At 63.0% G+C, this 19,937-nt stretch carries 17 protein-coding genes; 6 read left to right on the top strand and 11 right to left on the bottom strand.

From position 1 onward, the window contains the following. Positions 1–36: 36 nt before the first annotated feature. Both TRIHO_RS22480 and TRIHO_RS22475 read right to left on the bottom strand, forming a co-directional pair. Complete coding sequence (locus TRIHO_RS22480; RefSeq protein ID WP_068248984.1) at positions 37–1,083, bottom strand: rod shape-determining protein; 1,047 nt, start codon at positions 1,081–1,083, stop codon at positions 37–39. Between the two features lie 223 nt (positions 1,084–1,306). Further along, entirely contained in the window at positions 1,307–2,041 is a 735-nt protein-coding gene (locus TRIHO_RS22475) for a lysozyme family protein (protein ID WP_068248983.1), read from the bottom strand. A 111-nt stretch (positions 2,042–2,152) separates the two neighbouring features. Between TRIHO_RS22475 and TRIHO_RS22470 the strand changes: the two genes are divergently transcribed. Then, positions 2,153–2,935 (top strand): 23S rRNA (adenine(2030)-N(6))-methyltransferase RlmJ, encoded by a 783-nt coding sequence (locus tag TRIHO_RS22470; protein WP_068248982.1) that lies wholly within the window; start codon positions 2,153–2,155, stop codon positions 2,933–2,935. Positions 2,936–3,040: 105 nt separating this feature from the next. Here TRIHO_RS22470 and TRIHO_RS22465 read toward each other — a convergent pair whose 3' ends face one another. From TRIHO_RS22465 to TRIHO_RS22450, 4 genes are all read right to left on the bottom strand, one after another. Then, a complete protein-coding gene (locus tag TRIHO_RS22465) occupies positions 3,041–4,612 on the bottom strand; it encodes a 2-isopropylmalate synthase (RefSeq protein WP_068248980.1) in 1,572 nt (523 codons plus the stop codon). 111 nt (positions 4,613–4,723) lie between these two features. Continuing rightward, the gene (locus TRIHO_RS22460; protein WP_131811246.1) at positions 4,724–5,020 is read right to left on the bottom strand and encodes a hypothetical protein; all 297 of its coding nucleotides are present in this window, start codon (positions 5,018–5,020) and stop codon (positions 4,724–4,726) included. Between the two features lie 9 nt (positions 5,021–5,029). Further along, the gene (locus TRIHO_RS22455; protein WP_068248978.1) at positions 5,030–6,094 is read right to left on the bottom strand and encodes a hypothetical protein; all 1,065 of its coding nucleotides are present in this window, start codon (positions 6,092–6,094) and stop codon (positions 5,030–5,032) included. Between the two features lie 14 nt (positions 6,095–6,108). Further along, the gene (locus TRIHO_RS22450; RefSeq protein ID WP_068248976.1) at positions 6,109–7,590 is read right to left on the bottom strand and encodes an MORN repeat-containing protein; all 1,482 of its coding nucleotides are present in this window, start codon (positions 7,588–7,590) and stop codon (positions 6,109–6,111) included. A 170-nt stretch (positions 7,591–7,760) separates the two neighbouring features. Here TRIHO_RS22450 and TRIHO_RS22445 point away from each other — a divergent pair, with 170 nt between their 5' ends. Both TRIHO_RS22445 and TRIHO_RS22440 read left to right on the top strand, forming a co-directional pair. After that, a complete protein-coding gene (locus TRIHO_RS22445) occupies positions 7,761–9,419 on the top strand; it encodes an NAD+ synthase (RefSeq protein WP_068248975.1) in 1,659 nt (552 codons plus the stop codon). A 134-nt stretch (positions 9,420–9,553) separates the two neighbouring features. After that, the gene (locus TRIHO_RS22440; protein WP_068248973.1) at positions 9,554–10,849 is read left to right on the top strand and encodes an NAD(P)/FAD-dependent oxidoreductase; all 1,296 of its coding nucleotides are present in this window, start codon (positions 9,554–9,556) and stop codon (positions 10,847–10,849) included. A gap of 78 nt (positions 10,850–10,927) precedes the next feature. Here the strand turns inward: TRIHO_RS22440 and TRIHO_RS22435 are convergent, their stop codons facing one another. Next, the gene (locus TRIHO_RS22435; RefSeq protein ID WP_068248972.1) at positions 10,928–11,866 is read right to left on the bottom strand and encodes an MBL fold metallo-hydrolase; all 939 of its coding nucleotides are present in this window, start codon (positions 11,864–11,866) and stop codon (positions 10,928–10,930) included. A 246-nt stretch (positions 11,867–12,112) separates the two neighbouring features. On the opposite strand from TRIHO_RS22435, the gene gltX reads away from it, so the two are divergent. Further along, a complete protein-coding gene (gene gltX, locus TRIHO_RS22430) occupies positions 12,113–13,438 on the top strand; it encodes a glutamate--tRNA ligase (RefSeq protein WP_068248971.1) in 1,326 nt (441 codons plus the stop codon). A 140-nt stretch (positions 13,439–13,578) separates the two neighbouring features. On the opposite strand, the gene TRIHO_RS22425 is transcribed toward gltX, so the two are convergent. Together TRIHO_RS22425 and TRIHO_RS22420 are read right to left on the bottom strand one after the other, a co-directional pair. After that, positions 13,579–14,757, bottom strand: coding sequence for a DUF2254 domain-containing protein (locus TRIHO_RS22425; protein WP_068248970.1), 1,179 nt, complete (start codon positions 14,755–14,757; stop codon positions 13,579–13,581). Beyond that, positions 14,754–15,323, bottom strand: a complete 570-nt coding sequence (locus TRIHO_RS22420) for a gamma-glutamylcyclotransferase family protein (RefSeq protein ID WP_068248969.1) — start codon at positions 15,321–15,323, stop codon at positions 14,754–14,756. The genes TRIHO_RS22425 and TRIHO_RS22420 overlap by 4 nt, the downstream gene beginning before the upstream one ends. 97 nt (positions 15,324–15,420) lie before the next feature. On the opposite strand from TRIHO_RS22420, the gene TRIHO_RS22415 reads away from it, so the two are divergent. After that, positions 15,421–15,888, top strand: coding sequence for an RrF2 family transcriptional regulator (locus TRIHO_RS22415; RefSeq protein ID WP_068248968.1), 468 nt, complete (start codon positions 15,421–15,423; stop codon positions 15,886–15,888). Here the strand turns inward: TRIHO_RS22415 and TRIHO_RS22410 are convergent. Further along, positions 15,885–18,428, bottom strand: coding sequence for an ABC transporter permease (locus tag TRIHO_RS22410; protein ID WP_068248967.1), 2,544 nt, complete (start codon positions 18,426–18,428; stop codon positions 15,885–15,887). The two genes, TRIHO_RS22415 and TRIHO_RS22410, sit on opposite strands and share 4 nt — an antisense overlap. Next, a complete protein-coding gene (locus tag TRIHO_RS22405) occupies positions 18,425–19,129 on the bottom strand; it encodes an ABC transporter ATP-binding protein (RefSeq protein WP_068248965.1) in 705 nt (234 codons plus the stop codon). The genes TRIHO_RS22410 and TRIHO_RS22405 overlap by 4 nt, the downstream gene beginning before the upstream one ends. 52 nt (positions 19,130–19,181) lie before the next feature. Between TRIHO_RS22405 and TRIHO_RS22400 the strand changes: the two genes are divergently transcribed. Then, the gene (locus TRIHO_RS22400; RefSeq protein ID WP_207498771.1) at positions 19,182–19,874 is read left to right on the top strand and encodes an arylesterase; all 693 of its coding nucleotides are present in this window, start codon (positions 19,182–19,184) and stop codon (positions 19,872–19,874) included. Positions 19,875–19,937: the final 63 nt, after the last annotated feature.

The following is a 19,937-nucleotide window of genomic DNA, read 5'->3' as shown; positions in this document are numbered from 1 at the left end:
GGGTCAACCAGAGGATGCCCGCTCGGGCAGCTGGGATCAGCTTTCGTAGTCGATCGCGTGGCGCAGCTGTTTTTCGTATTCCAGCGCCTTGCCGGTGCCAAGCGCGACGCAGTTGAGGCTTTCATCCGCGATGGAAACCGCCAGTCCGGTCTGTTCGCGCAGCGCCAGGTCAAGATCGCCCAACAAGGCGCCGCCGCCGGTCAGCATCACGCCCCGATCCACGATATCCGCCGCCAGATCCGGCGGCGTGGTTTCCAGCGCGGTCATCACTGCTTCGCAGATCTGTTGCACCGGTTCTGCCAGAGCTTCGGCAACCTGCGCCTGAGAAATCTCGATCTCTTTCGGGACGCCGTTCAGCAGATCGCGACCGCGGATCTGCATGGATTGGCCGCGGCCATCGTCAGGCATGCGGGCGGTGCCGATAGAGGTCTTGATACGCTCGGCCGTGGCCTCACCGATCAGCAGGTTCTGCTGGCGACGCAGGTAGGAGATGATCGCCTCGTCCATACGGTCGCCGCCGACGCGCACGGAACGCGCATAGACGATGTCGCCCAGCGAAAGCACGGCCACCTCGGTGGTGCCACCGCCGATATCAACAACCATGTTGCCGGTCGGATCCGTGATCGGCATGCCCGCACCAATCGCCGCCGCAATCGGTTCGGCAATGAGCCCGGCACGACGGGCGCCTGCTGCCAGAACAGACGAGCGGATCGCGCGTTTTTCTACCGGGGTCGCGCCATGTGGAACACAGACGATGACCTTGGGTTTGGAAAAGGTGGACCGCTTGTGAACCTTGCGAATGAAATGCTTGATCATTTCTTCGGCGGTATCAAAGTCGGCAATCACACCTTCCCGCATGGGACGGATCGCTTCGATCGAGCCAGGCGTCCGGCCCAGCATCAGTTTTGCATCTTCACCGACGGCGAGAACTTTTTTCACCCCGTCCTTGACGTGGTAGGCCACGACGGACGGCTCTGATAGAATGATCCCCCGGCCCTTGACGTATACCAGCGTGTTCGCAGTGCCGAGGTCAATGGCCATGTCCGATGTGAACAGACCGCCGAGATTTCCAAAGAAGGCCATGTAAGAGGGATCCTGTGAGTACTGCTGATTTCCAACCGCGACTCTCTCGCCGGGTCGCAGCTTCAGTTCTTATAAGCAGCGCGCGGCTGCCGTAAAAGGGCGTATTCGGGTGTCAGAGCGTCTTTTCGCTTGCGGTTTCCCCCGAATCCGATGGCTCGCCCCGAGAATCGCCGACCCGGTGCGCATTCGCACATGAAACCGGCAATTTGCCCTTGCTGCAAGGCTATCCGGAGAAGATCTGATCCATTTGTGCCTTGAAATTAGCCCAAGTGACGGTGGCCTTGTTGCCGGCGTAATTGTGATAATGCGACTTTCCGCTCGATGTGGGCAGCCCCGCCCAGATCTTTGCCAGATTGTTCATGAAGGTGACTTGCGTCATCTCGCCCGCCTTGAAGGCCGACAGGCCCGCCTCTTCGATCAGCTGATGTGCAAGTTGATCCTGAAGCGCCGGGGTGAAGCGGCGGTTGAGCGGCACCTCCTGGTGGCTGGCGAGGCGTTTCAACGTGGCCGGGATGAACTGGTAGCGGCCGATGGCATGGGGCTGGCCGGGCGTGTCCTTGATCCATGCATAGATCTGCTGCAGCGTCATTTGGGTTGGCGCGGTGGGCGGTTTGATCTTGGCCCCGTGTTGAACCGCATTGTAGTCGGCTTTGCCTGCCTCGGCCTTGGCGATCACATTCATGATCTCGGCCACGTCGATTGACACCATGGGTGGGCTGGCAAATAGGCTGCCGCTGCTGCGGCCGCGAAACAGACTGGCGGCGCGCGGGTTCAAAGAGATCGCCCCGCGCCCCTCTTCCTCGTCTTCGAGATCCATAGAGGGCGCCGCTGGGGCAGACGTGCGCATGAAGAAACTGCCATCTCCAACCAGAGAATACCCACCCGAATTGGACCAGGCGGGGGACATCAGTGAAAGCGCGACAGTCGCGCCGGAAAAAAGGCTCGTTCTGAGGGTCATCGCAACCTGCTTCTGCGGGCGGAAAGTGACCCCCAAGGTGACCGCTCGGGATTTAGAAATCGTTTAAAAGCCGCTCTTCCACCGGGCCTCATTTGCCGGTAAGGGAGCTTTATGCTGTCCTACCAACATATCTATCACGCGGGAAACCTGGCCGACGTTCAAAAACATGCGCTCCTGGCGTGGATGCTGGACTACCTGACCCGCAAGGATAAACCGATCAGCTATATCGAAACCCACGCGGGCCGGGCGCTTTATGATCTGTCTTCCGCCGAAGCCAGGAAAACGGGAGAGGCGGCAAGCGGGATCGACATCGCGCGGGGATGGTTTGCGCCGGATCATCCTTATACTCGGGTGCTCAGCGCGGTGCAAAAGGACCAAGGGCCGTCGAGCTATCCCGGATCGCCGCGGATCGCCGTAGACCTGTTGCGCCCGATGGATTCGGTCCACCTGGCGGAACTGCACCCGCAAGAGGCCCAGGCCTTGCGGACGGCCATGCGCGGAACCGGGGCGAAGGTACACGTACAGGACGGGTTTGAAATGGCACAGTCGCTGGCCCCGCCAGAGCCACGCCGGGGCCTGTTGCTGATCGACCCGAGTTACGAAATCAAATCCGACTACGCGCGCCTTCCCGGCATCATCACGAAGTTGCACCGGAAATGGAACGTCGGGGTGATCGCGTTGTGGTATCCGATCCTGAAGGATGGCGCCCACCGGCAGATGCTGCGCGCGCTTGAGGCGCAGACTTTTCCAGGTGCCCTGCGGCACGAGGTGACCTTCCCACCGGCGCGCGACGGGCATCGGATGATCGGCTCGGGCCTGTTTGTCGTCAACGCGCCTTTTGGTCTCGCGGACGAAGCGGCGTTTCTCGACCGTAAATTTGCCGCACTGGGCTGAGCTGCCGGTCGTTCTGTGCTGCGATGTGCCTGCCGGGCAGGGGATGTGCAAAGGCCCCCGCAAGGGGGCCAAATTGCGGTTCTGGTGGCAGAATAGATCGCGGATCTAGGTGACATCCTTGTAGGAAATCTCGCGCGTGTCGGCATCTTCGCCCATCTTGCTGCGTCGTACGATCAGCCGGTTCAGCGCCCCGATATAGGCCATGGCCGAGGCGACAACCGTGTCAGTATTGGCACTGTCGCCGGTCGCAATGATGCCGTCTTCTTCCAGCCGGACGGACACCGTGGCCTGCGCGTCGGTGCCTTCGGTCACGGCATGCACCTGATAAAGCTGCAGATGCGCGGCGTTCGGATGGATCTTGCGGATCGCCTTGAAGGTCGCGTCCACCGGACCATCGCCTTCGGCCACTTCGGTCACGTCCTTGCCCTCGACTTCCATCTCAACGGTGGCCTCAGCCGGGCCGCCGGTGCCGCAGACCACTTTCATCGACACCAGTTGCAGGTGGTCGTCCTTGTCGCCACCGGTCCGCATCAGCGCCACGATATCGTCGTCAAAGACCTCTTTCTTGCGGTCCGCCAGTTCCTTGAAGCGGACAAAAAGGTCTTTCAACTGGTTGTCGCCAATTTCGTACCCGAGGTTGTTGAGCTTGTCGCGCAGCGCCGCCCGGCCGGAGTGTTTGCCCAACGGCAGGGAGGTGCCTGAAAGGCCGACATCCTCTGGCCGCATGATTTCAAAGGTTTCCTTGTTTTTGAGCATGCCATCCTGGTGGATGCCGCTCTCGTGGGCAAAGGCGTTCTTGCCGACGATGGCCTTGTTGAACTGCACGTTGAAGCCGGAAACAGCAGCGACCCGGCGCGAGATATGCATGATCTTGCGGGTGTCGATGCCGGTTGCATAGGGCATGATGTCGTTGCGGACCTTCATCGCCATGACCACCTCTTCAAGCGCGGTATTGCCGGCGCGCTCGCCCAGGCCGTTGATGGTGCATTCGATCTGACGGGCACCGGCCTCGATTGCGGCCAGCGAGTTCGCCGTCGCCATGCCAAGGTCGTTGTGGCAATGGGTTGCAAAGACAACGTCATCCGCGCCAGGCACGGTTTCGATCAGGCGACGGATCAGGTCGGCGCTTTCGCGCGGGGCGGTGTAGCCGACGGTGTCGGGGATATTGATGGTGGTGGCGCCAGCCTTGATCGCGATCTCGATCACACGGCAGAGGTAGTCCCATTCGGTGCGGGTCGCATCCATCGGCGACCATTGCACGTTGTCGACCAGGTTGCGGGCATGGGTCACCGTCTCGTGGATGCGGTCTGCCATCTCATCCATGGTGAGGTTCGGGATGGCGCGGTGCAGGGGCGAGGTGCCGATAAAGGTATGGATGCGTGGTTTTGCAGCACTGCGCACCGCTTCGGCGCACCGGTCGATATCCTTGAGGTTGGCCCGCGCAAGGCCACAGATCATCGCGTTCTTTGACCGGTCCGCGATTTCCTTGACCGCCCGAAAATCGCCTTCGGACGCAATTGGAAAACCGGCTTCGATAATGTCGACACCCATGTCGTCCAGCAGCTCGGCGATTTCGAGCTTTTCGTCATGGGTCATGGTGGCGCCGGGGCTTTGTTCGCCATCGCGCAAAGTGGTGTCAAAGATCAGGACGCGATCTTGGTCAGGAAGGCTGGTCATGTGAAAAATCTCTCTTGCTCTGATCCCCGCGGATCATTTGGTCATTTCGGGGGAAGGGTCAATCCGTGGCGCGCGTGCACATCCTCTGAGCGGGCGCGCCGGATGGCACGCTCAGAGGCGGATTAGGAGCAGTAGACCACGCGAAAGCGCGCTGCGGGTGGCAGCGTCGGCAATCTGGATATCGGCATACATGGTCATGCGTGGATTTATACAGGCCATGGATCGAATGAAAAGGGTCAAAATGTTCTGCGGTGCAGCACCTGAGAAATCGACGTGGATCTGACAGATCGCTTCGGTGAAAAGCGCCGCGAGGGAACGGTTCCGGTCGCGCCATAGCGGCGTCCGCGACACGGTACCAGAGGATTTGAAGCGGATGGCCGCAGCCGACGAACAGGAATTTTCCGCCACCAAAAGTGCTTAGGCTTCGGAACTCATCCAGAAACGGAGCCAGCGCGCGGCGGTGGCGGGTTTCACTCCTGCGGTCTCAAATGCGCCGGGGGCCAGTTTGGAAAACTCTTGCCGCAGTTTCATGCGGGGGCGCTGTGATCGGTGCAGATGGTCCAGCGCGATATTGGCCCAGACGTCGCGTCCCTCGGCCGTCGGGGCTGCAAATGCGCACAGATAGGCAAGATAGCCCGCCTGCGTGCCGGGGCCCATCCGCCGCCAGATCGCGACCAGCTTGGCTTTCCATCGCAAGAACAGAGGTTTGGGCGGCTCTGTTATGGTAGGCAGCTGGCCCGCCATCTGTAGGTTGACCGGCGCCCTGGCCGGAAACATCACGTCAAAGCGACCATGATAAACATGGCGCATTGGCCCGTTGTAGTGCTCCAGCAGGTCGCGTGCGAACCGAACCTCCCTGTCAGGGTCGCCCAGGGCAAGGGAAAGCGATAGTTGTTCTATATTTGATATTTCAGGCAGGAAAATCAGCCGTGACCCGAGTAAATTTGACGACTTAAGACATGAAGCATCCTGTGGATAAATGCCCAGAACACCCAAGTCATAGAGCGCGGCACCGGGGTGGACGGCTGCTTCGTCGCTGCTCTCTCTGGTGGCGGCGATCACCGTGGCGCAATCTGGTCGCCCGGCCAGCCAGCCATCTTGGTCCTGTACCAAAACCACACCAGGCCTGAACTGATCAAACAGCCGTTGGGGCGGGGCGCGAAACGCAGTGGCGGTTGCCATCAGGCAAATCGGTCCCTGCGTCAGATCAAGCGCCAGCCCTGCCGCGTCAGCCAGCCCTACCGCATCAGGCGGAGGCCCGGCCGTCGCTGACGGGGCAGCCCGCCCCGTCCAGTCCGCCAGGACGTCGGGGGGCAGAATGTGATGGTTCACCGGCAAATCCGGCCGTTGGTTGGCCGTGTCGCAGATCAGCAGGATTTCGACATCGCCAAGCCCATGCTTGAGCGCGGACAAAACGCTGTAGGACAGCTCCTGCTGGGCGCGGGGAGCATCGCCGCGAACGACATAGACCAGGGTCGGCACTGGCGGTCGGTACCTTATTCGCTCTCGGCCGGCGTGTCGTCTGATGTGTCACCAGAGGTGTCGTCAGTCGCGCTCGGCGTGGCCTCGTCATTGCTGGTCAGCGCGCCGTTGTCCCAGGTCCCCTCGGCCTGCTGGCCAGAGGCGTAGCGCATGGTGCCCGGACCCTGCCGCTTGGAATTCACAAAGCTGCCTTCGTAGACATCGCCATTGGCGTAGGTGGCGACCCCCTGACCGCTGATCTTTCCCTCGGCCCAGTCGCCTTCATAGCTGAACCCGTCCGGCATGGTGATCTTGCCGCGGCCATGGCGTTGACCCATCTCGAACTGACCCTCGTAGATCGAACCGTCCGCATAGGTCACCTTGGCTGTGCCATGGCGCACACCGTCTTTCCAACCGCCCTCATAGCGATAACCATCGGGGTAGGTCATCACGCCTTCGCCATCGTTCTTGGCATTGCGGAACGTGCCCTCGTAGGTGATGCCATTTGGATAGGTGGCGACGCCTTCGCCCTCGATCACGCCGGCGATCCATTCGCCGTCATAGGTGGAGCCATCGGGGTAGGTGATCTTGCCGGTGCCATCCGCAAGATCATCGCGAAACGCGCCTTCGTAGACCGAACCGTCGGGGTAGGTGACCTTGCCCTGACCTTCGATCTGGCCGGCTTGCCACTGGCCGCTGTAGATGTAGCCATCGGTGCCGGTGAAGGTGCCCTGACCCTGGCGCAGATCCTCTTCGAACATGCCTTCATAGACGTCGCCATTGGCATAGGTCAGCTTGCCTTCGCCGTGGCGGCGGCCGTTGACCAGCGGGCCTTCGTAGACGTCGCCATTGGGCTGGGTCAGGGTGCCCATGCCGTTCATCTGGTCGGCGGCCCATTCGCCTTCGTATTTCAGACCATCCGGCATCACCAATGTGCCCAGGCCTTCTAGTTTGCCGTCCACCACACCGCCCTGATAGGTGGCGCCGTTGGGATAGGTGATCTTGCCCAGGCCTTCCTTGCGGCCTTCGACCCAATCGCCCTCGTATTCATAGCCACCGGGGTTTTGCATCACGCCACGGCCTTGGTGCTTGGCATCGACAAAGTCGCCCTCGTAGCGAACCCCATTGGCATAGATCGCGATGCCGTGGCCATTGATGATGCCGTTTTGCCATTCGCCCTCATATGTGCCGCCGTCGGCAAAGGTGATCTTGCCGATGCCTTCGGGCTTGCCCTTGGCAAATTCGCCTTCGTAGACCGATCCATTGGGAAAACGGGCCATCCCCTGACCCAGGATTTCGCCTTCGACCCAGGTGCCCGTGTATTCATACCCATTGGGGAGCTTGTAGGTGCCTTGACCGTGTTGCAATCCGCCCTTGAACTCGCCGTCGTACACCCCGCCGATCTCGTCCTGGGTCGTCAGGACCTGCGCCTCCTGGGCCGGAAGGGGCGACAACACGCCTGCCGCCGCGAGGGCCAGCAGAGCGGAAAGTACAAGAGTGGAGCCGGTGCGGGTCATGGTAACCTCAGTTGCCTCAGAATATGCGAGAGCTGCCTGTGAATGGGTTGCTTGTCCCAGAACTTATGCGACGGGTCGTCATGTCGCAACGGTTTTGCCTTGGTGGTCTTTTCCTTCAGCACGGATCTGTTAAATGGCTTGAGACGATACAGTTTTGGGGACCCGGGACCATGGCCGACAGATTTCGCGTAACTTTGGCGCAGTTGAACCCGACCGTGGGCGATCTGGCAGGCAATGCTGCCAAGGCGCGCGCCGCCTGGGAACAGGGGCGCGCCGCCGGAGCCGATCTGGTGGCGTTGCCCGAGATGTTTATCACCGGCTACAACACCCAGGACCTGGTGATGAAACCTGCGTTTCACACCGCCGCGATGGCCGAAATCGAAACGCTGGCGCAGGCGGTGGCGGAGGGGCCCGCGCTCGCCATCGGCAGCCCCTGGGTCGAGGAGGGCAAGCTCTACAATGCCTATCTGATCCTCAAGGACGGCAAGGTCGCCTCCAGACTGCTGAAGCATCACCTGCCGAACGAAACGGTATTTGACGAGGTGCGGATCTTTGACGCCGGGCCCCTTGGCGGTCCCTATTCGGTCGGAAACACCCGCATCGGCAGCCCGATCTGCGAAGATGGCTGGCACGAGGATGTCTCCGAAACGCTCGAAGAAACCGGTGCGGAGTTCCTGCTGATCCCCAATGGCTCGCCCTATTACCGCGGCAAGATGGACACCCGGGTCAACCACATGGTGGCGCGGACGGTCGAAACGGGGCTGCCGGTGATCTACCTCAATATGGTTGGCGGTCAGGACGATCAGGTCTTTGACGGTGGCAGCTTTGCGCTCAATCCCGGCGGCGAGCTGGCGCTGCAGATGCCGGTCTTTGACGAGGCGGTGACGCAGCTCGATCTGGTCCGCGGCGCCGAGGGCTGGCGCATTGTCGCTGGCGAAAAGGCGCCGCTGCCTGACGCCTGGGAGCAGGACTACCGCGTGATGGTGCAGTCGCTGCGCGACTACATGGCGAAAACCGGGTTCAAAAAGGTGCTGCTGGGTCTGTCTGGCGGCGTTGATTCTGCCATCGTAGCGGCGATCGCGGTGGATGCGCTTGGGGCAGAGAACGTCCGCTGCGTGATGTTGCCCTCGGAATACACCTCGCAAGAATCACTCGCGGATGCAGAAGCCGTCGCAAAGGCGCTCGGCGTCCATTATGACTATGTGCCCATTGGACCCGCACGCAGCGCTGTCACCGAAACACTGGCGCCCCTCTTCGCGGATCGCCCCGCCGACGTAACGGAGGAAAACATCCAGTCCCGCCTGCGTGGCCTGCTGTTGATGGCGATGTCGAACAAGTTCGGCGAGATGTTGTTGACAACGGGCAACAAATCCGAGGTCGCCGTTGGTTATGCCACCATCTATGGCGATATGAACGGCGGCTATAACCCGATCAAGGACCTCTACAAAACCCGCGTTTTTGAAACCTGCCGCTGGCGCAACGCCAATCATCGCGACTGGATGATGGGGCCGGAGGGCGAGGTGATTCATCCAAACGTGATTGACAAGCCCCCCTCTGCCGAATTGCGCGAGGATCAGAAAGACAGTGACAGCCTCCCGGACTATCCCGAACTGGATGCCTTGCTTGATATTCTCGTGGATCAGGACGGCTCGGTCGCCGATTGTGTCGCCGCCGGATTTGACCGCGCGGTTGCCAAGCGGATCGAACATTTGATTTACATAAGCGAATACAAACGCTTTCAGTCCGCACCCGGGGCACGGTTGACGAAACGGGCGTTCTGGCTCGACAGGCGCTACCCGATTGTGAACCGCTGGCGCGACCCAAGCTGACCTTCGTTTTCGGCCTCAAAAAACAGGATCGGCCCGAACTCGATTGCGGCTACAAGAGCACAGGCGGGGGGAACCGGCTCCCTGTCGTTATTGACGGCTAGACCCGTCAAATCCACGCGGATTAGAACAAACCCATGCCTGCTCCTCAGCTGCCTCACTTCAATGCGGATCGTACGCTGCCACCTGCGGTCGATGTCGTCGTCATCGGGGGCGGTATCATTGGTGCGTCCACCGCTCTGGAGCTGGTAGAGCGGGGGCACAGTGTGCTGCTCTGCGAGAAGGGCCAGATCGCGGGCGAACAAAGCTCGCGCAACTGGGGCTGGGTTCGCATGTCTCAGCGTGACCCCCGTGAAATGGCATTGATGGCCCATGCGTTGGACATCTGGGACACGCTGGACACCCGCACCGGCTATAGCACTGGCTATGTGAAATCCGGCATCCTCTTTACCGCCCGCAGCCGGCGGCGCGAGGCGGAACTGGCCCGATGGGCGACGCATCTGAACGATTTCGATCTCGGCGGGCACATGTTGACGGGGGCGGCGCTGGAGGCGGTTGCACCCGGTTTCGGGAGCCGCTTGCGGGCCGGTTATCACACCCCCGAGGATGGCCGCGCAGAGCCGCAGATGGCGACCCATGCCATTGCCGCGGCCGCGCGCGACAAGGGGGCGGCGATCATCACCGGCTGCGCGGTGCGGGCGCTTGATGTCGAGGCGGGGCGCATTCGCGGGGTGATCACCGAAAAGGGCCGCGTCAGCGCCACCGCCGTTGTGCTGGCCGGGGGCGCATGGTCGCGCCTGTTCCTGCGCAACGAGGGCCTGTTCCTGCCGCAACTCAAGGTGCTGAACTCGGTGATGCGCCTCTCGCCGGTCGAGGGGGTCCCGGACACGGCGATCTGGGCCAAAGGGTTTGCGATTCGCAAACGCGCCGATGGGGGCTTTACCGTGGCTGCGGGGGGCGAAAACACCTTTGATATCGTGCCGGACACCTTCCGGATCGGGCATCGTTTCTTGCCGGCCTTTTTGCAGGATGTGACGGCTGTGGGCTTTCGCCTCTCCGACCGCTGGGCGATCGAAACAGCAGAGGCCCGGCCCTGGGGCCCGCAGGATCGCTCGCCCTTTGAGCAGACGCGGGTGCTTGACCCTCAGCCGTCACAAAAATCCATGCGCCGGGCCCTCGTGGCAGCCCGCGATGCCTTCCCGGCGCTGGCACAGGCCGATGTGACCCAAAGCTGGGGCGGGCTGATTGACGTGACCCCGGACGAGCTGCCGGTGATCTCTGAAGTTCAGGACCGACCCGGCCTGTTCCTGTCCACCGGTTACAGCGGCCATGGGTTCGGGCTCGGTCCCGCAGCCGGACGGTTGACCGCTGATTTGGTGACTGGTGACACGCCCATCGTCGATCCGCGCCCCTTCCGCCTCAGCCGGTTCTAGGCGCGCGCCCCGCGGTCGCCTTGACGGCAGGGAGGCCCCGGACGATGACCGGGGCCACGTGGTTTGGGCCACGGTGGTTTAGCCCATCATCTGATAGCTGACTGGCACGAAGCGGAACCCATCGCCGCGTGTCTCGACAAAGCCCGCAGCGGGGAAGGGCATGTGGTAGCCGATCATCGGCGTGCGGCTGTCTGCCAGCATTTCCAGCACCCGCCGACGCGAGGCCGAAGCCGCGTCCTTGTCGGTGTCAAAACTGGTCTGCCACTCCGGATTGGCAAAGGGGAACACATAGTGGTTGGCCAGATCCGCCGTCAGCAGCAACCGCTGGCCTCCGTTTTCGATCATATAGACCATGTGGCCGGGCGTGTGCCCATAGGCCGCCATCCCCGTGATGCCAGAGGCAACGCTGCCGCCATCCTCGATAAAGGTCATCTTTTCGGCCTGTGGCGCAACATTGGCCCGCACCCGGTCCGCGCCCCCATTGCCTTCGGGCAGGCCGACCCAATGGTCGTATTCCTGCGCTGCCGTCACATAGCTGGCATTGGCGAATGTGACCGCTCCAGCTTCGGTGGTCATGCCGCCGATGTGATCGCCATGCATATGGGTCAGCACAACCACGTCGATCTCGTCCGGTGTCACCCCGGCATCGGCCAGCGCCTGGGTGATGCCGGCCGCGTTCAGCCCGGTGTCGAACAAGATCTTCTGGCTGCCGGTGTCGACCAGCGTCGGCGTAAAATAAAACTGGGCCTTGTCGTCAGAAATGAAGTTTTCGGCAGCGACCTCGGCAAAAGCGTCATCCGTCGCGCCACCGCCAAAAATGTCCTGCACCCCGTCGCGGGCGGCGCTGCCGGCGAGCAGACTGTGCACGGTGTAATCGCCAACCTGAAAGGCCCGCGCATGCAGGGGCTTTGGCGCCTCACCGGACCCGGCGGCGTGCAATGGGGACGAAAGGCCAGCGGTCAGCGGCGCGGCGGCGACACCGGCCAGAGCGGCGCGGCGGGTCAAGTTCAATGTCATCCTGAAACTCCCTGTTTGTGATGATGAGCCAAAGGCTAGCACGACAGAAGCACAAGTCTGTTTCAGCCCCATCACGAATGCGTGGGAGGTTCACCGTCTTCAAACGACCTCAACCGGCGGCGGGGGAGGCCGGGCAGGGAGCGCGTTCCTGATGACATCTCTCCTTTGGCCATCGTGTTTGGCCATCGTGCGAAACTGGACAATTCCGCGTGCCTGTGACACAGCAACGCCAACAGGAGATTTGTCATGACCACCACCCGTTTTGCGCCGTCGCCCACCGGCTATATCCATGTTGGCAACCTGCGCACCGCGCTGATGAACTTTCTGATAGCCCGCAAGGCCGGCGGCACCTTCATCCTGCGCATCGACGACACCGATCCGGAACGGTCCAAAGAGGCCTATGTTGACGCGATCAAGCAGGACCTCGAATGGCTCGGCCTGACCTGGGACCGGGTCGAACGCCAGTCGGAACGGTTCGACCGCTATGCGGAGGCTGCCGACAAACTGCGCGAGATCGGCCGCTTTTACGAGGCTTTCGAGACCCCGACCGAACTCGACCTCAAGCGCAAGAAACAGCTCAACATGGGCAAGCCACCCGTCTATGATCGTGCGGCGCTTTCACTGTCCGACGCGGATAAGGACGCGCTGCGGGCCGAGCGCGGCAATGGCGTGTGGCGGTTCAAGCTTGATCAGGAACGCATCGAATGGACCGATGGCATCCTTGGCGACATCTCCATTGATGCGGCCTCTGTTTCGGATCCGGTGCTGATCCGGGGCGATGGGCAGGTGCTCTATACCATTGCCTCCGTTGTGGACGACACCGACATGGGGGTCACCCATGTGGTGCGCGGCTCTGACCATGTGACCAATACCGCGACGCAGATCCAGATCATGGCCGCCCTTGGCCATGGCCATCCGGAGTTTGCCCACCATTCGCTGCTGACGGGTCCGCAGGGCGAGGCGCTGTCCAAACGCCTCGGCACGCTGGCGCTGCGCGACCTGCGTGAGGCGGGCGTGAAACCGATGGCGTTGCTGTCGTTGATGGCGCGGCTTGGCTCGTCGGACCCGGTTGAGCTGCGGACCGACATGGCCGAGCTGATCGAGGGGTTCGACATCACCCGGTTCGGCTCCGCCCCGACCAAATTCGATGCCGAGGACCTCTATCCGCTCACGGCGCGCTATCTGCAGACCTTGCCGCTTGCCGCCGTCACGACAGAGCTTGATGCCATTGGCGTGCCTGCCGACCAGCAGGACACCTTCTGGGCGGTAGCAAAGGAAAACATCACCACGCTCAAGGATCTTGAGGGCTGGTGGATCCTTTGCCGCGACGGGGCTGAGCCGCTGATCGCCGATGAAGACAAGGATTTCATCGCGGAGGCAATGGCGCTGCTGCCCGAAGGCCCCTATGACAGCGAAAGCTGGGGCAAATGGACCGCCGAGGTGAAGGAAAAAACCGGTCGCAAGGGCAAGGGCCTGTTTATGCCGCTGCGCAAGGCGGTTACCGGAATGGAACGTGGCCCGGACATGTCGGCACTGTTGTCGTTGATGCAAGTGGTGCGGGCCCGCGGCTAATCACAGGCCCGGTCGCAAGGCCTGCGTGGCTGAGTACAGCTTGCCGGATCTGAAATCGCTGGGATAGGGAACCGGTGGGGTATCGAACGGGCAGGGCCGATGGGCGTTGCCCGTTTTTGTTGTTCTGGCGGCCGCACAGGTCAGCCCAACAGGGATTTGCGCAGGTCCTGTACCGCGCCGGGCATTTCGGCGTTGGGATGGTGCTCCAGCGCGGTCAGCGCCTTGTCCATCCAGGCCAGAACCTCGGGCGCCTCTTTGGCACAGCGGGCAATGGGCGGAAAGCTCGCCTTGAGCAGCGCGGCAGCCGTCACCGGCGCCAGGTGAACCCGCGCGAACCGGGCGTCGTCATCCCGGGCGTCGGTGTCCTCGGGCAGGGTTTCCCACAGCAACCGCTCGATCCGTCCCATGACCTCGATTGCGGTGCCGGGGTCATTGACACCGGGCGACAGCGCCCGCTGCGCGGTTTCCGCCAGAAGCGTCAGCCCGAAGGTCGGGTCCTGTTCGAAACTGCGCACATCGCCAATGTCCACCAGCTCTGAAATGGCTTGGCAGAAGTCGTCATCCGCTTGTGGCGCGATGGCCAGTGGCCGCCCGCGCAGGACGAATTCACCGGGCAGGCGCGTCAGATAGACATCAACATCCGCATCCTGCGCCCGGGCATTGATGGCCGCCATGTCGATGACCCGCACGAAACCGCTCCGGGCGGCGGGAATGGGGGGGCCTTCGGGCACCTCGGCGCCGGTGTGGCACCGCCCGCCAAGGCAGGGCGTGGTCTTGCGGGCCTGCAGGCTGTCGCGGCTGCGCGTTTCGATGAGCCGCAGCGTGTGATCCATACTGCCGAGGTCCGACAGGTGGTCGATCCAGCGCAGGATCGCGATCACGATCAGCACCACCATCAAGACCGTCAGCCCAAATACGATGACCGCAGCCTCGGGCGTGTAAACCTTTGCCCGAAACAGGATAATGGCGCTCAACGCATAGACAAAGCCGCCGGTGAAGGTCGCAAGGACACTCTGGGTGACCGTGTCTTCCAGCAGCAGGCGGTAGACGCGCGGGGTGGCCGTGCTGGAAGCGGTGCGGTAGGCGCTGACCATCACGTTCAGGGAAAAGGTGGTCACGGCCAGCATGCCAGAGGCCAGGATTGTCAGCACCGGCAGGACCGCCTCGCGCCCGAAACGATCCGACAGATCATCCGACAGGAACGGCGTCATCAGCGGCGCCATCGCCAGCGCCAGCAGGGAAAACAAGGACAGGGCAACAACCCTGAACCAAAGCTGCCGTGGCAGGCGGCGCAAGAACAGCAGCAGGCGCGACATCAGCCGCTGTCCGTCAGAAACGACGCGCCGATACCGGCGATCAGCGCATCGTGAAATGCGCGCTCGCTGTCGCTGAGGGGTTGGTGACGGGGATACAGCGGATCCGCACGGTCGTCGAGGATCGGCGTTTCCCAGCCATCGGTGCTGGTCATGAAGGCCTGCGCGCCCTCCTGGCCAAAAACTTCGGTGTAGCCGCGCAGGACAACATCGAGATAGCTCATCAGGATCGGGTGCAGGCCGGTGTCGGTGCCCTGACTGTCCTGCGGCACCTGATAGAGCGAGATCTGCGGCGCAGGCAGCATGTCATGACCGACCTGCGCGGTGACATCGACCCGGACATAGCCGATTTCGCGTTCGTCCAACGCCGCCCAGTCCCCATCCGGGACCGCGGCGATCAGGCCGTCGATGGCATGTCCCTCGGTGGGCGTGACACTCAGAAAGGCCTGCGATCGGTCGCCGGTATGCACCCAGGTGCGCCGCCAGCCTTGCAGGCGAGCCGGACGGGTATTGCCGTAGACATGTGTTGCCGTGTTCACGAGGCTGCCGAAGCCGAAAAAATGAGGTGTCATGAGGCCTTTCGATATTCTCTGCGCCAATTGATATATGTCAAACCGCGTTTTGACGGGATTTGCAACACTGCGGGGGCGACCATGCAGGGAGATTGCGATGCGTATCACCAAGAGAACCAATATCGCGGTCCGCCTGCTGATGTACTGTGCCGTCCATGAGGGGCGCCTTGTGACACGGTCAGAAGTCGCGGCGCGATGCAATATTTCGGAAAATCATCTGGCGCAGGTGGTCAATCAACTGGGGCAGGTGGGGGTTCTGGCCACCAGACGCGGCCGCAATGGTGGCCTGCAACTGGCGCGTCCGGCCGCCGAGATCTGCATCGGCGAAATCTTTCGCGCCTTTGAGGGCAAGCTGCCCCTGGTGGAGTGTTTTGCCGACCTGGACAACACCTGCCCGCTGGTGTCGGCCTGCCGTCTGCGCAATGCCTTGATGCGCGCGGGCGAGGCGTTCTATGTCGCGCTGGATCATGTCACGCTTGATAGCCTGACCTGTGACAATTTCGATCTCTACCAGTTGCTTGCGCCCGCGCCTTGTCGGCAAGCGCAGGCGATGCCGCGTGGCTAGTCGCGCGCGCGCAATACCTGCGCCGGACGCGCGATCAGCGGCCGCCAGGCATAGGCCAGACCTGCCAGCAGGGTCACCAGTATGCCGCCGCCGATCACGCCAAGCGCATTGGGCCAGATCACCGCATAGTCGGTTTCAAACACGAACCGGCTGACCGACCAGGCACCCAGAATGCCAGCCAGCAATGCCACGCCGCCCGCCGCCGCGCCCAGAATGGCCGACCGCAGGGCAAAGCTGCGCAGGATTTGACCGCGACTGGCGCCGAGTGTTTTCAGCAGGGCTGCCTCGTAGCGGCGCGCGGGTTCCGCCGCAGCGGCCGTGCCGAGCAAGACGAGAAAGCCGGTAAAAAGCGTCGCCGCCGCGCCATAGGCGGTTGCGGTTGCCAGCTGGCCAAGGATCTCGGACACGCGGTCGATCGCATCGCGCACCCGGATCGCGGTCACATTCGGCATCGCCCGGGCCACATCGCGCAGGATCCCGGCTTCGGCATCGGCTTCGGCATAGACACTGGCGATATAGCTGTGGGGGGCTCCGCGCAGGGCGGCCTCATTCATGGTGAGGATGAACCCCATGCCAGCGTTGGAAAAATCCACCTCGCGGAAACTGGTAAGGGTGCCGGTGATGTCCCGGCCCAGCACGTTGATGGTCATGCTGTCGCCCAGGCTCAGGCCCATTTCCTCGGCCTCTTCCGCCGCAAAGGAGATCTGCGGCGCCCCCTCGTAATCCTCGGGCCACCATGCGCCGGCCGTGACCGTGGTCGTGGCCGGTTTGGCGGCGGCATAGGTCACGCCGCGATCGCCCCGGATGACCCAGTGATCGCCTGCGACCTCCCGGGCGGGACGGTCGTTGATCCGGGTTATGACCCCGCGCAGCATCGGCGCGCTGTCGACTTTGCTGACCGCCGGATCGCCTTCGACCCGGTCGAGAAAGGCCGGGATCTGATCGCGCTGGATATCGACAAAGAAATAGGAGGGCGCCACATCTGGCAGATTGCCAGCGATGGCACGGCGCATGTTGCCGTCGATCTGGCCAATGGCGGCCAGAACGGTCAGTCCCAGCCCGAGGGCAAGCACCGTGGGCATCGCGCCTTCGCGGGTGGCCGCAACCGAGGCCAGCCCCCAGCGCAGCGCCGGGCGGCCGCGTGCCAGCCGGTTGCCCAGCTTTGCCAGCCCGCCGATGGCCGCCCCGGCCATCAACAGCACCAGCAGCGCGGCAATCAAACCGGCAGCCGTCCACAGGGCCAGTTGCGGCGCGCCGCTCATCCCGGCGGCGGATCCCACGAGGATTGCCAGCGTCAGCAAGGTTGCAATGATATAGCGGGGCGCAGGCCAGGTGACCCCGCCCGCCACGGCATCGCGATAAAGCGCGGCGGCCCGGATCCGCTCTGCCCGGGCCAGCGGCCAGATCGTAAACAACAGCGCGGTCAAAACGCCATAAAGTGCGGCTTCCAGCAGGGCGTCGGGAAAGACGGAGAAAATTGCCGGAAATGGCAGCTGCGCGGCGATCACGGGACCAAGCAAGACCGGAACCAGCCCGCCCAGCAGCAGACCCAGCGCGATCCCGCACAGGGACAACACCCCGATCTGCAGGAAGTAGGTGAGAAAGATCACCCGCCGTTCCGCCCCCAGCGTGCGCAGGGTGGCGATGGTTTCGGTCTTGGTGGCGAGATAGGCCCGCACTGCGGTCGACACGCCGACACCGCCGACAGCCAGTCCAGACAGGCCGACAAGCACGAGAAACGCGCCGAGCCGTTCGACAAAACGCGCGATACCGGGCGCGCCGTTGCGGGCATCGCGCCAGCGCATGCCGCTCTCGGCAAAAAGCGATTTCGCCTGTTGTTCCAGCGCGGTCAGGTCTTGGTCGGGCGACAGGTTCAGGCGGTATTTGGTCGAATAGAGCGTCCCCGGGGCCAGCAACCCCGACTGTGCCAGCGCCTCGGTGCGCACCAGGGTGCGCGGCCCGATGGAAAACCCGGAGCCGGCCGCATCGGGTTCCCAGTCCAAAATGCCGCTTAGCCGGAACTCCTGGCTGCCAAGCCGAAAGAGGCTGCCCTCAGTGAGGCCCAGCCGGTCCGCCAGCACCCGCTCCATCACCGCGCCGGGCAGGCCGTCCTGTTCCGCGAGGGCCGCCGCCAGAGGCAGGCCGGAGGTCAAAGACACTGTCCCGCGCAGCGGGTAGGCGGCATCGACGGATTTGACCTGCGTCAGTGCGCGTTCCTCGCCGACGACCGCCATGGACCGGAACTCCACCACTTCGGACTGCGCCAATGCAACCTCGGCCATCCAGCTCCGTTCGGCCTCTGTGGCGAACCGATAGGTAAAGGTCAGCTCCGCATCGCCGCCAAGAAGGCTCGCGCCCTCCCGCGCCAGCCCGGCCTCGATCGAGGCACGAATTGACCCGATGGCGGCGATGACACCGACGCCCAATGCGAGGCAGGCGAGAAGCAGGCGAAATCCGCGCAGGCCGCCGCGCAATTCCCGCCATGCAAACCGCCAGGCCAGACGGAACGGACCGGGGACGCGGCCGCGTCCAGCACTCATTCTGCCGCCTCTTGCGCCGCGTCGCCGTGAATGCGCCCATCGCGCAGGCGTACAACCCGGTCACAGCGCGCGGCCAGCTCTGGCGCATGGGTGACCATCACCAAGGTGGAGTTGTGGCGGTCGCGCAGGTCAAACAGCAGGTCCATCACCTGCGCCCCATTGGCCTGATCGAGGTTGCCGGTGGGTTCATCCGCCAGCAGGATATCCGGCTGCGTCACGACTGCCCGCGCCAGCGCCACGCGCTGTTGCTCGCCGCCCGACATCTGCGCCGGCATGTGGTCGCAGCGATGACCAAGGCCAACCGCCTCCAGTTCTGCCCGCGCCCGATCAAACGCGTCGCGCGCGCCAGAGAGCTCCAGCGGCGTCGCCACATTCTCCAGTGCGGTCATGGTCGGGATCAGGTGAAAGCTCTGGAACACCACGCCCATGTGATGCCTGCGGAACCGCGCCAGCGCGTCCTCGTCAAGGCGGGTCAGATCCTGACCCATGGCGGCGACCTCGCCACCGCTGGCCCGCTCCAGCCCCCCCATCACCATCAGCAAGGACGACTTCCCCGAACCCGACGGCCCGACCAGGGCCAATGTCTCGCCGCGGGTGACATCAAGCGTGATGTTCTGCAGGATGGTGATCGGGCCGGTATTGCCATTCAGCGACAAATGCACATCTTGAAGCGAGAGAACGGGGCGGGCGTCAGTGCTCATGTGGATGCAACCTGTTTGTTTTGCTCTCATTGGATATGGAGGTTCCACAGCTATGCACAAGTTCCTGAAGAAAATTGCAGCTACTTTGGTTGTATTTACGGTGTCGGGGGCGATGACTGCGGCGGAACCGGTCAGGTTGGCCGCCTTTGGCGACAGTCTGGTGCAGGGCTATGGCCTGCCGCAGGATCAGGGGTTTGTGCCACAGCTGGAGGCCTGGCTCGAAGCGCAGGGCGGGGATGTCGACATCCTGAATGCCGGCGTTTCCGGCGATACCACGGCGGGGGGCGCGGCCCGCATCGACTGGACGCTGGCAGAAGCGCCCGACGGGGTGATCGTCCTGCTGGGCGGCAACGATGTGCTGCGCGGCCTTCCTCCGGCGGCGGCACGGCGTCATCTCACCCAGATCGTAGATGCGGCGCAGGCAGCCGGTGCACAGGTGATGCTGATCGGGATGGAGGCGCCATTGAATTTCGGCCCCGAATACAAAGCGGAATTTGACCAGATCTACCCGGCGCTGGTTGCCTCTCATGGTGTGCTGCTGCACCCTTATGCCTTTGAAGGGATCGTAAAGGCCGCAGGTCAGGACCCGGCGGCGTTCGGGACCTATTTGCAGCCCGACGGTATTCATCCCAACGCGTTAGGGGTTGCGGCCAACATTGACGCGCTTGGCCCGGTTGTCCTCGACCTGCTGGACCGGATCGCGGCACGCGACGCCGGGCAGAATGAAACCCGAGAAGACGGGTAGGGGGGCAGGCCTGGTGCCAGCCGCGATTTTGGTCTGAACTTCGGCCTGAATGTGGGGTTGAGT

It is taken from the genome of Tritonibacter horizontis (assembly GCF_001518015.1).
GTDB lineage: Bacteria > Pseudomonadota > Alphaproteobacteria > Rhodobacterales > Rhodobacteraceae > Epibacterium > Epibacterium horizontis.
The sequence above is the reverse complement of the archived record's forward strand: the minus strand, read 5'-3'. Positions and strand labels throughout refer to the sequence as shown.